Origin of the sequence: uncultured Methanobrevibacter sp., from assembly GCF_900314695.1 — an archaeon.
In the GTDB taxonomy this organism is placed as follows: Archaea; Methanobacteriota; Methanobacteria; order Methanobacteriales; family Methanobacteriaceae; genus Methanocatella.
The window spans coordinates 1-16367 of sequence record NZ_OMWD01000011.1 but is presented as its reverse complement, the minus strand read 5'-3'; the positions used below and the strand labels follow the sequence as shown (position 1 = coordinate 16367).

Annotated in this window: 13 protein-coding genes; 6 read left to right on the top strand and 7 right to left on the bottom strand. The window is 28.4% G+C overall.

What is annotated here, in order from left to right; genetic code table 11:
• Positions 1–4 precede the first annotated feature (4 nt).
• Together QZN45_RS04820 and QZN45_RS04815 are read left to right on the top strand one after the other, a co-directional pair.
• Positions 5–931: a hypothetical protein gene (locus QZN45_RS04820; protein WP_296811433.1), complete on the top strand. Its 927-nt coding sequence runs from the start codon at positions 5–7 to the stop codon at positions 929–931.
• Between the two features lie 73 nt (positions 932–1004).
• Entirely contained in the window at positions 1005–1400 is a 396-nt protein-coding gene (locus QZN45_RS04815) for a hypothetical protein (RefSeq protein WP_296811431.1), read from the top strand.
• 15 nt (positions 1401–1415) lie between these two features.
• On the opposite strand, the gene QZN45_RS04810 is transcribed toward QZN45_RS04815, so the two are convergent.
• From QZN45_RS04810 to QZN45_RS04795, 4 genes are all read right to left on the bottom strand, one after another.
• On the bottom strand, positions 1416–2333 hold the full coding sequence (locus QZN45_RS04810; RefSeq protein ID WP_296811428.1) for a BsuBI/PstI family type II restriction endonuclease: 918 nt from the start codon (positions 2331–2333) through the stop codon (positions 1416–1418).
• Complete coding sequence (locus QZN45_RS04805) at positions 2326–3807, bottom strand: Eco57I restriction-modification methylase domain-containing protein (RefSeq protein WP_296811425.1); 1482 nt, start codon at positions 3805–3807, stop codon at positions 2326–2328. Before QZN45_RS04805 ends, QZN45_RS04810 begins: the two co-directional genes overlap by 8 nt.
• A gap of 269 nt (positions 3808–4076) precedes the next feature.
• Entirely contained in the window at positions 4077–4472 is a 396-nt protein-coding gene (locus tag QZN45_RS04800; RefSeq protein ID WP_296811422.1) for a hypothetical protein, read from the bottom strand.
• A gap of 243 nt (positions 4473–4715) precedes the next feature.
• Positions 4716–6941: a hypothetical protein gene (locus tag QZN45_RS04795; protein ID WP_296811419.1), complete on the bottom strand. Its 2226-nt coding sequence runs from the start codon at positions 6939–6941 to the stop codon at positions 4716–4718.
• Positions 6942–7307: 366 nt separating this feature from the next.
• Between QZN45_RS04795 and QZN45_RS04790 the strand changes: the two genes are divergently transcribed.
• Both QZN45_RS04790 and QZN45_RS04785 read left to right on the top strand, forming a co-directional pair.
• Positions 7308–8801 (top strand): FRG domain-containing protein, encoded by a 1494-nt coding sequence (locus QZN45_RS04790; RefSeq protein WP_296811416.1) that lies wholly within the window; start codon positions 7308–7310, stop codon positions 8799–8801.
• Positions 8802–8848: 47 nt separating this feature from the next.
• Positions 8849–9949 (top strand): FRG domain-containing protein, encoded by a 1101-nt coding sequence (locus QZN45_RS04785; protein WP_296811413.1) that lies wholly within the window; start codon positions 8849–8851, stop codon positions 9947–9949.
• Here QZN45_RS04785 and QZN45_RS11060 read toward each other — a convergent pair.
• From QZN45_RS11060 to QZN45_RS04775, 3 genes are all read right to left on the bottom strand, one after another.
• Positions 9886–10020, bottom strand: a complete 135-nt coding sequence (locus QZN45_RS11060; protein ID WP_342764027.1) for a hypothetical protein — start codon at positions 10018–10020, stop codon at positions 9886–9888. The two genes, QZN45_RS04785 and QZN45_RS11060, sit on opposite strands and share 64 nt — an antisense overlap.
• Before the next feature lie 11 nt (positions 10021–10031).
• Positions 10032–10190 (bottom strand): RhuM family protein, encoded by a 159-nt coding sequence (gene rhuM, locus QZN45_RS04780; protein ID WP_296811410.1) that lies wholly within the window; start codon positions 10188–10190, stop codon positions 10032–10034.
• Positions 10191–10343: 153 nt separating this feature from the next.
• Positions 10344–10670, bottom strand: a complete 327-nt coding sequence (locus tag QZN45_RS04775; RefSeq protein ID WP_296811406.1) for an HNH endonuclease — start codon at positions 10668–10670, stop codon at positions 10344–10346.
• A gap of 1156 nt (positions 10671–11826) precedes the next feature.
• Between QZN45_RS04775 and QZN45_RS04770 the strand changes: the two genes are divergently transcribed.
• Both QZN45_RS04770 and QZN45_RS04765 read left to right on the top strand, forming a co-directional pair.
• Positions 11827–13347, top strand: coding sequence for a hypothetical protein (locus QZN45_RS04770; RefSeq protein WP_296811403.1), 1521 nt, complete (start codon positions 11827–11829; stop codon positions 13345–13347).
• Between the two features lie 41 nt (positions 13348–13388).
• Positions 13389–16367: hypothetical protein (locus tag QZN45_RS04765; RefSeq protein WP_296811400.1), on the top strand; the 2979-nt coding region annotated here is incomplete at its 3' end.

The following is a 16367-nucleotide window of genomic DNA, read 5'->3' as shown; positions in this document are numbered from 1 at the left end:
TAAAATGTTAACTAAAGGAAACAATACTAAAGTTCAGGATGAAGTGATGGCACAGATTGTAGCAGACACTTCAGCCAAATGGATGAGATTTACAAGACTGATTCCAAAGCAGGAAATTGAGGAAAACAGCCAATATTACACTTACATGTCCCAGCGTGTAAATATCGATGAGATAATAGCAAAAGGTCAATTAGGTGAAGCAAAAGATGTTGCGCCTGGAGCAACACTTCAGGAGCTGAACGTAAGAAAACCAGTAAGTGACACAGTATCAATCGATACAATCGGTGGCGTGTTGAATGTCTCAGCGCAAATGCTTGACTCTAATTTAATCAGTGTTCATGATATGCTTCAGGATGTCGGGATTCTTATAGGAAGAAGCATTGAGCAGGCTGCCATCAACATGATTTTAAACAACGATAAAGTAGCAACCTACAATCACACTTCCGGTGATGACAGTGGAGTTACCATTTTAAAGGCTCAGGAAAAGTTCAAGGAGTCAGCAGGAAGCTTCTGTAACCTGAACAGCATGGCGGTCAATTATAAGTCATTAACCACATTAAAATCTGATATGTTTGCTTCAAATAGGCAAGTTGAGTCTGTGGAAACAATAAAGTCATATTACGGTATTGACAATATAGATTTATTGGGCACTGCTGTTTGTGACGGCGGATCTGAAATAGCCGAGAAAACATACATCGGTATGGACTATCAAAATCCAGGAATGAAATTGTTATACTCAAGAATAAGCGGTACTACCGTTGCTCCTTTAGGGCCTGACGGGGATGTATATGATTTTTATCCATTGATTGAATTCATGCGCAAGGACATCCGAGATGAACTGCCGATGTATACAAAGTTATTCATACTCACTTCAGTAGGTGTTTTGATGAATGCACCTAATAGGATTATTAAAGGTAAGTTCAGGGCTTAAATAGTTGGGAGTTAATTCTCCTAGCTAAACATTTTTTTAGATAGAGATTGTAATATATAACTGAGGCAATAAAATGAAATTAATACTAGATAGTGAAAATTCACATCCAACAACAATAACAGTTAAAGGAAAAGAAATAATGCTGCTGTTAATTGAATCTAGTATTTTAATCGATTCATCTCAAATTGCTAAGATTTTCGATAAAAAAGAAAAGACCGTTGCCACTAAAGTGCAGAAATCCGGATTGGAGAAATACGAAACAGAAAATGTGAAGCTATTGAAAAAATATGGGTTGATGCATCCGGATGCTGTTAAGCCAAGGCCTTTTTATGACTTAAGGCAGATGCTTGAAGGACCGGCTCACTATTATTTCAAACAGATTGATGAAACTGATTTGATTGATGTTATTGTTCGTGTAGCTATTGGAAAGCATCGTGAGTGGATACATAACAAAAATATTATAAATTGATAATTATTTTTTTTTTTACCTTGGACCTAAAAATCTGTCCCCATTAAAATGGATTAAGTGATCAGGATTATCAGCAATCCAAACTTCACTATCCCAAGCTAAATCGGTTGCGAATTTTTTAAATGTTTTGAAATCTAAAAATGCAGTAATGTAAATTTTTCCTGCATCAACATTTTCAGTTAACTGGTTAATTTCAATTATTCTTTTAGGATTCATTGGACCTGTTGAAGTAACAGCTTCAATAAAATAAATCCAATTTTTTTCTTCACAATATAAAATAACATCAGGCATTTTGTTGTGGGTTGAAATTTCAAATCCTAATTCTTCTAATTTTTCATTGTTAATGAATAAATCTTTTTTAGCAGTATCTCCTACATATAAACATTCACTTCCCGGTGCAAAACGTGGGGCAAATTCTTCAAGGATTTGTATTTGTAGTTCATTATGTTCTCCAGAGGTAAAACTAAAAATTTCACCATTAATCTGTACTGGTTTTTTTGTTAATTCTCTTTGAGAAGAATATATGCGTATTAATGATTCATGTGATGATAAAAATTCATTTAAAGATTTATCCCATTGTGGTGTGTCATAACTTTGTATTAAGTTTAAAAACTCATCTGTTAATTTATATTTATAATTTGGAGAATTAGTGGCTTCACCATTATCTTTAACTATTGCTGCATGTCTAAATGGATGAATGGCATCTTTTCTAATAGATTCTCGTGAATTTTCAGCATATGTTTGATCATAATTATTGGATATGAATTGTATAATCTCATGTATTCCTATCCAATCATTATTGGATTGACTCCAATTTTTGTCTTGGCTAATATCTGCTAATGCTAATAGTGTATAAGCACTGATGTCATTTTGTTGTCGTTCCGGCATTTCAATTGCTTTTAATATTTCTTTTGCAGAATCTAAATTATCCATAAATTAATTCTCCTAATATTTTATCACAATAAGGGGTTGTTAAATTACTGGAATGAATTATTTTATTACCTAGTTGTTTTAATGAATTTCTATCTGGAACAGGCATTGAATTAATTTCACTAGCATTTACTTGTGTACTTCCGTCTAAAATCCTGTAATACATGTCATATATTGTGGAATTGAATAGGGCGAATAATCCGTAAATTTCAGGCAGTGTCAAATAATCATTTTTGTTAATAGTGTCAATGAAATTAATTTTATTATCAGTTGAAATATAATTAAATTCATTTAAAGAGTCATGTAGGTATATTGCAGGTTGTAATCTTCTTTCTTCTTCTTTAGATGTGAATCTTTTCAAAAACAAGAAATTTTTATTGTCCTGAAGTAAACTAGATTTATCTTTTAAAATAAATTGTTTTTTATCAGTGTCAACTGGAAACTTAACAAATCCTTCATTAAAATGGCATGGATAAAATATAGGTACGGATTGAGGGCATTGATAATCAGATAATAACTCTTTATTTCTAAAGCCAACTGTTAAACCTGTTTTTAATTTAATTCCCAAATCAGTGAGGCTATATTCAAATTTATTTAATAGAGTTAAAACATTAACCTCGCTTTGATTTGTCGGCAGAAAAATAAATGAATTATCGTCTCTAGATACGGATAATTCGTAGGGTAACTTAAATCGTTTCAAATCATCAAACATGAAATCATTTGATGAGGAAACATTAATGAATTCAGGATTATTATGGCTTTTAGAAACTTTAACGATTATTGTTTCTTGGAGAATGGAATCCTGCTTAAATAAATTATTTCTATTGATAAATAAATGGATATTGTTAATTTCCCCATTTCTTAATAAGTATTTCCTGAAGGTTTTAAAATAATTTCCAGATGTCCAGCTACGAGGTATGATAAATACCATTTCACCATCTTCTTTTAAAAGGTGCAGAGACATTGCCATGAAAAGAAAATATAAATTTGGAGCGCCGTAAACCACATTTAACATTTTCTGGGATTCAGGAGCTTTTTTAGGTATTTTTTTATAAGGAGGATTTGAAATGATTAAATCAAATTTGGTATTGGAGTTTAATAGGGAATTTTCAAATTCATTGTCTAAAATAAAATTCTTTTTGACTAAATCAATTGTTAATGGAATTTTGGAAGATTTAATTAGATATCTGCAATTTGATTCTAATGTTGGTAGAATATTTTCATCATTTTCATACATCACTAGATGAATGGAATTCAAATTAAGACTTTGTAGTCTTTCAATTAATGCGGCAGATAATATTCCAGTACCTGCACCAGGATCTAAAATAGTTAAGTCTTTATTAATATTTTCCTTAAACATATCTGCCATGAAAACGGCAGTATTTTTAGAAGTGAAAAACTGACCAATGTTTTTTCTTTCAGGTTTGGGAAATTTTTCTAAATATTGGTCGGTAATATTAACAACATGATTTAACATAAAAATCCTCCGGAACTGTTTAATAATTATATTATTAATAATACTTAAATATTATTAATTTATAAATGAATCTCCTTTAAATAGTGTATAACTTAATTATCTGGAGTATGGGGATATATTGATGATTTTTAGTTCATTAATTAATAATATGTCTTTTTAAACTCCAAATAATTAAAATTAAATATTGTAAATTTTAATATATGCCTTGCATTGATTTTTCATTATATTCGCCATAATTGTCATTGCCTGTTCTGAAAATATTAATGGTATTATTCCTCAGGGGAATCCTCATCAGATATGAATTTTTCATCGAGTTTAAAAATTGAATCATAATCCCCATTTTTAATATTAGTTAACAACTCACAAATTTCAGTATATAACTTTCTAGATATTTTGTTATCCTCAGAGGAATAATTATTAATAGGTTTTCCATCTTTTAAATTTTCAAGCAAATCCATGAAATCATGAATATTGTACATCTCATATTCTGAAATTATTTTTTTCATTTTTTCAGTATCAAATAAATCCTCATGGGATTCTGTATTTTTTTGTTTGTTTGAATTAGATTTATTCAATCCTTTTTTAATCTCAGTAACTTCTTTTCTTAATTTGGTTAATTCAGATAAAATATTTTCATTTACTTCTAGTAATTTTTCACTTGACATAAATAACCTCTTTTAATATATTATTATATATAGTAAGTATGTTTATAATGTATATAAAGAATTAGAGAGAGCATTTGCAAAGTAATTTTTTTGATATATACTATATTTCACTACAAGTTATTTGATTACTAGACATTTGAAAACATAATGGATAAACTTATTTCAAGGCATTTTCATATGGTTTGTATCCACAAACATAATTTCACTGTTTATAAAATAAGTCATTTGCCCTAGTATTATATATTATGAATTATTGTAACTATCAATTAAATCTAAAACATCTGAATACAAGTCCTTTAAAGCTGCATCACTCATATCCAATAATGGTTCATACATAAATGAATTGACGTGGATATTTTCAGGTGTCATTATTGCAACACGTTCAAGTATTTCAATATCTTTATTTTCATTAGAATTCACTTTAAACATATTAAATAATGATCTAGTTTGATTTTTATCAAATTCTGATGTATCTGTAATATTTAAATAATCAAGCATGAATTTTTCAGCTTTTAATCTAATAGCCATTGATAAAACGAGCTTGTTGACGATATTGATTTTTGTTGTTCGTGTTTGTGTAATTTCTTCAGCTTCCTGAAAAATTAACTGATATATTTTTTCAGTATTGTTGGGGATTTGAATGTTCCATTCTGAGTAGATATTAGTCAGTGAATTTAAAGGAACTTCATTATAATCAAAATCATAATGTAGGATTTTAGTTAACTTTAGAAAATTTTCTTGATTTCCATTATATTCATATAAATTCCGAATAAATGGTATTAATGCCAGGATGTCACGAATATGTTCTTCAGGGTTTTCTTCAATTCTTTTTCGGATTTCAACAAAGATATTATTTGATGATTCAAAATTGTTATCCTCTAACTTTATAATACCATATTCGGTTTTACTTGCAAAATAAGTGTATTTACAATTCAATCTAGATTTTAATGCTCTAAAAAAGTCGAAATTATGTGTTAGCAGAATAATTTTAAAGTCATCTCTTTTTGATAACTCATAAATGTATTCAATTATCGCATATTTGTTATCATAATCAAAAGAATCCGCTATATCATCAAAAATTAGTAGTGTATCTTTATCGCTTTTTTTAGCTTCGATTTGATATAATATATCTAACAAATACATCGCCCTTTCCTGTCCTGCACTGGATATTTCTTTCAGGGTGTCTAATGAAATTTCTATTGGTTCATCATTGTATTCATAATAAAATGATATTCGAGGAGTATCTTCTTTTAATATGACATCTTCTTTATTCTCCAATTTCAGTGTAAATGGAACATGAAATCTTTTATTAAATATTTCAATAATCTTTTGCCATTCTGTCTGTTCATTTAAAGCATCTAATCTAATTCTGTCTAACTCTGAATGTTTATCATTATACTCATTAATAATTGTGAAAAACTGTTCTTTTTCTGAATTAAAAACTGCAATCCAATATGATTTCTTAAAATTATCGATATCGTCAAGATAAGGTATAATTTCTTTGTGCTCAACTAAAATATTTTGGAAATTCTTTGTTTTTGCATTGGAAAATTTTTTATTGATATTTTCAAAATCATCCTTTAATGAGGCATCTTTAAAAATTTTATCCATTTGTTTGTTTAATAATTTATTTAATTCCTTATAATCAGATACATTTTTTCTAACGCCCTTGAAATTAATTTGATGACCAACCTCAAATAAATTATTTTTTTTAATGGCTTTGGCTAAATCACTAGCATGATTATGATTAAAATGCTCAACATCATAAATTTTAGATTTTGAAAGAAGCCTATTTAGATTATTAGAAAATGATTCAATGTTATTTTGAATATCTTCTTCTTTTAATAATTTTATAATACCATCATCAAATAAATCAGAATATTTTATTGAATTAATATCAAGTGGGAAATCATCATTTTCTAACTCTTCTGAAAATGAAAATAAAAATTCTAGAAATGATTCGGAATCATTATTCAAATCGTTATTTATTTTATTTTCAATAAAGTCATACGGATCTTCATTTCGAGGAACAGATATCTTGGTTTTATTTTTTATAATACTAAGAAATTCATTCTTTTTAGATATTAAGTCATTAAAAATTTCATTGTATTCATCTCTTGATTGTTTATTTGAAATTAAGGGAGTTGTGTTTTCAAAAGAAAAGTCTCTGTTCATGGATTCGATTACAAAAATCCTTTTATTTACCTCTTCATTATCTATTTCAAATGAATCATCATCTTCATAAATTTTAATATTATAAAGAGGTGGTTGGCCATTGATTTGATTTTGAGGGGATTCGTTATTGCCTATATCTCTTAAAGTTTTTGCAAAGGAGGTTTTCATCATTCCATTTGGAGCATAAATTAAAGAAATATTCGTATTTTTAACTCCTGTTCTTTCAAAATTAAATGCATGTTTAAATTGCTTAATTCCGTGACAATTTTTTAAATTTATGAAAATTTTATCCATATTACCCACCTTTAAATTAAAGAAGATTTTCAATTAATAATATATGTGAAATTCATATTATTATTTTTTTTATCTGAGTTGTATTTCACCTTCAATTAATCCTGTTTTATAAAGTTTATCTTAATGCATATGTTAGAACATATCTGTTTGGATTGTAAGATTGGATGTATTTTTCATTTGATGGTTATTCTTCAAAAAAAGTTTATCAATGTTTACGTTAGGATGTTATTCTTCTTTTTAACATGTTTTGAAAGATTATTTTGAAATAAGACATTTTTCTTATTAAATTATAATTATTTTAGTTATTTTTTAGGATTTAATGTATTTAACAAAAGAATAATAATTTATTAAATTTATAGAATAATTATGGAATCTACAAACAACATTATTGAGATAAAGATTGATAGTTATGATGATTTAGTTAATCATATTAAAGGAAAAACGGATAAATGTGGGGATCTTAGGGATAATTTTATTTTTAGAGGTTTATCGAATTTTGAATATGAATTAGTACCTTCTGCTTTAAGAAAAGATGATCTCAATCAACCTATTGTAAATGATTATGTTGGTGGAGATTTAGGTTTTTTAGTTTTGATTAGTAATGAGGATGTTAATTCTAATTTTTTAGAAGAGCAGGTGCATACTGATTTAGGTTATGGAAAATTGATTTTATTTGACAAAAATCATCATCCTTTTTTTGATAACTATAGAGAGTATTTAAAAAATAAAAATTATTTACAAATCAAAAGAGAAACATATGCTTTATTGAAATTTTTAAATATTGCCGATAAAAATGGATTAAAAATTAATACCAGTTATGAGACCAGAAGTAAAATACATAATTATTTGAATCCTGATAAAATTACATTCTGGCCAAAAAAGTCCTTTTTTGAAATAATTTCTTTAGCTCAACATTATAATTTACCAACTTGTGCTCTTGACTGGACTTATGATTATCATGTAGCATTATATTTTGCCGTAAAGGACATTTTAGAAAATAAAAATAATGATGGGGTTATCTGGGCATTGAATTATAGATTATTTGAAGATAATTATAATGAATCAAATGAGTATAAGTTACGATTTTATAGACCAGAATATCATTCAAATCCAAATTTAAGAGCTCAAAAAGGATTATTCACATTTTTAATAAATCCGGTTGATGAAATCTTAGACTGTCCGTTAGATCAGGCAATCTGTAATGAAATTAAAAATATTGGAAAAAAGAATAAAAAGACTGTTTTTGACAATGGAAAAGACTTAATATTAATCCCTCCTGAAATAACTGAAAATGATATAATCTTTTATAAATTCGTAATTTCTAAAAATGCTAAGTTAGATATCCTAGAAGAATTATATAAAGAAGGTTATTCTGAAGATACTTTATTTCCGGGATATGGTAGGGTTATACAAAATATGGGAAATCGAGTCATGTTAGAAAATATAAAGAATGAAAGTGATAAAAAACCTAAAAAGAATATCTTGCTAAAAATTAAGAATTGTGAGGACATATTTCAAAGAAAGATAAATTATTTATTTGGTAAGTTCAATTTTAATTCAGAAATTGAAAATATTTATATTTATTCGCCGGAATCCCAAGAAATTAAAGGATATTTCAAAGCTAATGAAATCATTAAGAATTCTCCTAATTTGATCTGGGAAAAATATCATAATAAATCTAATTGGTTAAAAAAGGATTTTAACAATTATTTTAAAGATAATGAAGCGTATGCCATCAGAATAAATGGTTTAATAGAATTTAAGTTTCCATTCAAAATCAATAATTTTAGTATGAGGAATCAATTTATGTATATTGAACCCGATAACACGGATATAAACTTTTTATTGAATTTTAAGTAATAATGAATTTAATAAATTTATTATAGTTATTATCATACACTTATATTATGGTTGATGAAAAATATATTTGGGAACATAAAATCAAAAACTGTTATGAACTTTTTGATTTAATAGAGGGTCGTGATGAAATTGAGAATATACATGGAAAATGTATTTTTAGAGGAATAAAGAAAGAATCATATCCGTTATGTCCAAAATCGTTAAGGAATGATGGGGCTGATTTAAATGAAGCTATTTCGCCAAAGGAAACATTTCCATATCGAGTTACTAATGCTCAAATTAGGGAATATTCAATCCCTCAAGATGACCTTGAGAAATACGGTGGAGAATATTATTTAAGGACCAATAAATATTATGAAACTCCAAGAGATGGGTGGTTTGATGATATCAGTTTAAATAGGTTGCAGATTAAAAAAGAGTGTAATGTTTTAATGAAATTCATTAATCGTGCAGATAAAACTGGTTTAAAAATTAATATTAATCAAGAGATTCGTGATTTAATAGACAATTCTGATTTCTACTATCCTGAAGATTATTGGCCAAGAGAAAGCTTTTATGAAATTATTGGATTAGCTCAACACTATGGGATGCCTACAAGATTTTTAGATTGGTCATATGATTATAAATCTTCAATATATTTTGCTGTTTCTGATATTTTAAATTATAAAGATAAAGATTATGAAGAGGCAGATGGTGTTTTATGGGCATTTAATTATAAATTATTTTATCCTTTCAATCATAAAAATAATAGGACAGGTGAAAAATTTAAATTAAGATTTTATAGGCCAGAATATTATTCAAATCCTAATTTAACTGCTCAAAAAGGATTTTTTACATTTATTATAAATGATTTGTATAATCAAGATGAAAAATCATTTGATGATATAATTATTGATGATTTTAAAAAAAATAATGATAATAATTTCAGTGGTGAATCATTAACTAGATCTCATGGATTAACAGATTCTGACGTTCCTGAAGGAGAAAAAATATTTTATAAATTTATCATTCCTTCAAAATTAAAACCTAAAATTCTAAAAAAAATATATGAAGATGATTATTCAGAAGAGTTTTTATTCCCAGGTTATAATGGTGTTTCCAATAGTGTAAAAAACAAGGTAATTTTAGATGAGTTGTTGATGAAATGAAAATCTGAGTCTGCACTTGTTGCATACAAATCAGTGATTTTTTGATTGAATCTTCTCTCTGATGCACGGATTTCACGGATTCTTAAAGCAAATGGTCAAAGTAATCTTTCCCGAATCTTGTGCCTTTTTTTAATAATTCATCATCCAGTGCAAAACCTTTTACAATATACTCCTTAAGCACGCTTGTTGCCCATCTGCGAAAGTATGTTGCCTGTTTGCTGTTTACACGAGGGTCAACCAAGATTAGGGTGTTCAGGTTGTATATATTGTTTGTGATTTCGCATCGAGGTTTATAATAACGATTCCACTATTAGTAGAATCGTTCGGATTGAAGATAACTTCTGATTTTACCAGTTTGTCCTGACTCAAAAATATTATTTAAATGTTTGATTATCTAAAACCTGAAATCCTTAAAGAATTTCAGAAGTGTTACGGGATTGGTATTCTCAAGGTTATAAAATGTATGATACTTTTTATGACACCAGTGACATAAGGTTATGCCGTTGTCCGGCTCAAGACGCAGGGGTATAAAATTCTTAAACGAGAACACGTGATGGGCTTCCAGGTGCTGGTCGGCTCCGCATAAAACGCAGCATTCATTATCCCTTTCTTTTATACTTTTAACCCAGTCCTTATACTCCTTGGTGTTTCTCACTTCATCTATGCTTTTGCTTTTTGAAATGTCATCCATTCTTCTTTTTGTGTCATGATGATTTCTCAATAAATTTAAGAGTAGATATTTATACTAAAAGATAAAAAAGTTAAAACCGTAAAATAAAAAAATTATTTTACATCCTATTAAAGAGAAAGTAATAATGTTTTTGGCTTGTATTAATGTATTTTTTTTAGACCTCAACAAAAAATTAAAAAATGCTTAATTTCAATCTTTTTATTTGCTTTCAATCACTCGAGATTAATAGGATTTTTTGGGAAAATGTTTTTTTTCCTTTTGGTTTTTAAAAATCACACCTGATTTTTGATGACTGTGATAGTGTCCTAGGCATTGTATCAATGTATCTTATTTTTAAACTTTAATTGAATTCCTTTTGAATTAATCAAATCAAGCTTTAAGTTTTTGTTTTTTATTAAATTAAACTTAAATTTACATAAAACCTAATTTAGTACAGATAACTTTAGCATCTATACATATGATATTATTTATCCATTTATTAATATATACTTTCCCATTATTCAATCATGCTTGAATTTTTTAAAAGGTGTTAAATTGACAAATTTAAATGATTTTTTTGCAAAAAGAAATATTAAAGATCTTAAAACAGATTCATAAAAAAATACTCCATTATAATATTTAATTACTCATTTTAAACGAAAAGGGATTCTTTTAGAAAATTTAACTGCCTGCATGAAAAATCGCAAATTCAACAAAATTTCAAAAAACGTTAAATAAATCTTACATTATCCACTTGTTTACCACAAGTTAATCGATAATATTTCCTCAATCAATCCAAACTTAATTAAAAGCATTCAATTCATAACTTCAGACTGTAAACACATGTATTAAGGAATTTACCAAATTTTTAAAGCCATTTTTAAATACAACCAGAAAGCCGTCCTGAAAAATCGATGTAAACTAAATATTACTCTCACTTAAAATAGATAAAAAAAGCTGAAAACACATTATTTATTTAACTGCCGAATAATCATCACCAAAAAATAAAAATACGAATTCGCAATCAGAATCTCAATGTTTAAACAAATAATCAAAACTTTTATAAAAGAAGTAATGTCCGAGACATTGATACAATGTATAACATTTTGGCGAGCAGATTGAAACTCTTTTTGAAAAAGAACCTTGATTTTGGCAGATTCCAAAAATTGGATTCGTCAAAATCTTCTAGAAAAACGAGGTTATTAAGATGAAGAGTATGTCTAAAACAATACTACTTATGTCAATGTTAGTAATGTTAATCTGCTGTGTAAGCGCAGTAAGCGCAACAGATGCAGACAACATTACCGTACCTGATGATACAGCTGTCATTGAAATAGATGATACTGTTGACTCAGTTGAGGAAGTCGAACAAGATCGGGGCACTGGAGGTTGTGATTGTAATGATTGCAATTGTGTGATTGAAGTACCTACTATACCAAGCGGTACAAATAAAATTACATTAACTCCAAGCAATTATACAACTAAATTCACAAATGGTGTATTTAATGATGCAAATGTGGATGAAGTAATATTTAATGGAAATTTTGCTTCAAATACTTATACAACTCTTAAGTTTAATCAAGCAATAACAGTTACCGCAACAGGATCCACATTTAATAATATGGGATTTGAATTATTGCATAATGGAATAGTTTTGAATGGCGCAACAATAGTTGTTAACGCTCCTCAATATGATAACTGTTTTGCAATTGACATTCAAAATGCAAATAATGCTATTGTAATAAACAATAAAGTAAATTATACCTGTAACTATGATAATGCTGCAAACTATAATTATGTAATAAAAGCAGGACATAGTCAAAACTTAACAATATATGGAAATGAAATTAATGCAAACGTCCCACTCAAACAAGTTAATTGGACTCTATCTGGTTCCATATATGCTGATTATGTTGCCGGTGCGGCAATTGAATATTGTAACAATTTAAAATTTGATAAAAATAATTTAACTGTAATTGGAAATAGACGTGTTGGAGATTACCCAACATTAGATGCATTTATCATAGCACAATCTCCAAATGCTAAAATACGTGGAAATAATATTTATGAAACTGATCCAGTAACACCTGCAAATAATGCAAGTTATATTTATGGAATTGATGTATATTCATGTACTAATATAACAATCTGCAGTAACACTGTTGATATGAATGGTAATAAATCTGGTGGTCAAGTAGGTGGTAATGGAACTGGTGCAGCATACTGTATACAACTCACTGGTCCACACACTGGTGTAAAAATATGTAATAACACTTTAACTACAAAAAATAATGGTCCTAATTTAGGTATTTACTCTCAAAACTATTATGGTAAAACTAACATTACTGTTTGCGGTAATCATATTTCTGTAACTGGTAAAGCAGGTAGTGACGAATGGTCATTAGTATCAGGTATGGAATTACAAGATACTTATGCAACTGTATATGGTAATACTGTAACTGTGAATAATACTGCAGGTTATCATAAAAATTATTGTGCATATGGTATAAGTTATTGTCAAAATACTTACAGTCAACATTATTATAATATTCATGATAATAATGTAACTGTATATAACGGGGATTATGCAGTTTATTTAATGAATGATACTAGTGTAACTGGGGATATTAACGATAATACTTTAGAAGCAATAACAAATTCTTCAACTCCAAATACTGGTAATGATGCAATATTTGCACCTACTGCAGATGTCGGAATTAATAATTGAAATATTACTTAAAATATTTCTTTCTTTAAATTTTGATTCAAATGGTAACTAAACATTTAATATTAATATTTGTTATATTTGTTGTATTGTTCAGTTCATTTAATGTTATTTCAGCTTCTAATTTAGATGATTTTAATGATACTGTGTTAAATATTGGCAATGAAAATGAACTGCTATCTGTTTCCTCTGAGGAGGTGGATTTGAATCAAGTGGTAGATGATGAATTAAATTATGGTGTAGATGGTCAAAATATTGATGAAGGATACGTTATTTACGTGGGTAATAATAATAGTACTATTGGTGGGAATGGATCTTATGAAAATCCATTTTCTAATTTTTCTTTAGCATGTGATAATATTAATGGCCAAGAGAAAGTCACAGTTAAAGTTTTTAATGGTACATATAAATTAGGTGCGCAATTAAATTTCAATACCACAAATTTGCATATTGAAGGTATTGGTGGTAAGGTTATTATAACAAATCTTTATAGTGATACTAAACTTACTAAAAATACAAATCATGCTGAAGCATTTGGATTAACATCCTCTTTATCAAATTTTACTTTTTCAAATATAATTTTTGATATAACTGGGCGTAATAATAAACTGGGTACATATATATCAGATAAGAATTCTGCATATTTTTATTTTTTTCCATTTTATGGTTCTGCTAATTTAGGGATATTTAATAATTGTTCATTTATTGGATTTACAGATAAAACTTATATTACTGGTTCAGAAGAATATAACTCTCAATTTATAAATTGTATATTTGACATCCATAATACTTGGAATACAATATTCAAGGGAAGTTTTACTAAAAATATGGTGCACATTTTTGAATATTGTGTATTTAATTTACCTGATACCAGTAAAATGTTGGGTGGATCCATATATATTGGGTGCAATATTTCAATGGATAGTGTATGGTTTGGTCAAAATTCACTTCCGCCTTATATTACTCCAGCACATGGTAACGTAATAAATCCTGATGGAACCTATAATGATACTTATGTTATCCCAGTTAATAGATATGCAATCTTTTCAGTATCTGAAAATTATTTGGGCAATGATCAATATGAAATTATTGGTAAGTTAACTTGGAATGGTACTGAAGATCAAGATGGTATGGAAAACTTCCAACCTATGACTGTTAACTTACAATCATCTACTGGTGATATTAATCAAACGGCTACTTTAATTAATGGTAATTTCAGAGCTATTTATATCAGTTCAAATTCAACCCATAAAGTAACTGCTACATTACATAATGAAGAAATTGAATTAGAATTCACTAAAGTAAACATCACTGCCAATCCAGTAAATATTTACTATGGTGAAGATCAAAATATTACATTCAATTTCACTCAACCAATAACTGCTAATGTTACTGTAACAGTTTCCAATGGAAGTTACAATAAATCCGAAAGAGTCGAAGTCATCGGCAAAGATTCAATTGTCTACACTGTTCCAGATACTTTAAAAGAAGGTATTTATGATGTTGAAATTAATTTAGCAGAAAATAACTTATTTGGTTTCAACACAACTACTTTAACAGTATCTAAAGTAAGTGATTATACTTTTGAAGTTGCAACTGGTGATGTTAAAGTTGGTGATAATGCAACAATATCTATCACATTGCCTGATGATGTTAACGGTACAGTTATTGTCAAATTTGGTAATGACACTAAAGAAATGTCTGCAAACCAAACAATGACTGTAAACTTCACTAACTTAAATGCAACAACATACGGTGTAACTGTATCTTACAGTGGTAATGATAAATATGTGGCTTTAGATAAACCAGCTAGTGTAACAGTTAATAAAGCAGATTCAGTTCTTGAAATTGAAGATGCAGCATTTACCTATGGTGATGTTATAGTTATTCCATTTAATGTGACTAATGCAAATGGCGTAACCGTCAGTGTCTTAAACAAAGATGATGATGAAGTTGCAACTGCTTCAAGTGAATCAGGTACTATTAACTTAGATGCTTTACCTGCAGGGAAATACACTTTAGAAGCAACAACAATAGTTGATTCTAACTATGAATGGGTTTCAAAAACAATTGATTTAACAATCAATAAAGCAAACTCCAGTCTAGATATACCGGATAAAGAATTCACTTATGCGGCAGAAACAGTCATCAATGCAGTATGTGAAAACTCAACTGGAGATGTTATTGCAACATTAACAGATGAAAACAACACTGAAATAGCAGTCACAGTATCCGGAGACAACATAACCTTACCAAAATTAAACACAGGTAAATACACATTAACTGTAACAACAAATCCTGATGAAAACCATACTAATATTACCAAAACAGCTACAATTACAATTAATAAAGCAAATCCTTCAATGAATGCTATTGTTGAACCAGTAGAAAATATTACAACAAAAGATGATGTAACATTAACAATCAGTTTACCGTCTGATGCTACTGGTGAAGTTACAGTTAAAATTAATGGTAAAAAAGCAGACACCATTTCTGCAAACGAAACAATAACCATTAATCTAAACAATCAAGCAGGAGACTACGTTGCCGATATCACATATTCTGGTGATAAAAACTACGAAAGTGACATGGCAACCAAAGAATACACGGTCTCTAAAGATGAAACTTCAATCACAGCAAACCCAATAGTATTCGAAGAAGGAAACACCTCAACAATCGAAATTGACATTCCTGATGTTGATTCTGGCTTTATTTTAGTAGATGTTGAAGGTAAAAAATTCTATGGTGACATTGATAAAGGTAAAGCTACTGTTTTAGTTGATGGTTTAGTTGCAGGTAATTACACAGCGAATATTGTCTTTGCAGGTGACGAAAAATTCAATAAAGCTACTGGAACAGTTGCAGTTAATGTCACACCAACAGTTGACATAATCAGTGAACTCAATGAAATCATTAAAGAGTTAAACAGTACTATTGAGTCTCAGGCTAAGGAAATTAGTAATCTTACTGATACTGTAGCTATTCAGAACAGTACTATTGAGTCTCAGGCTAAGGAAATTAGT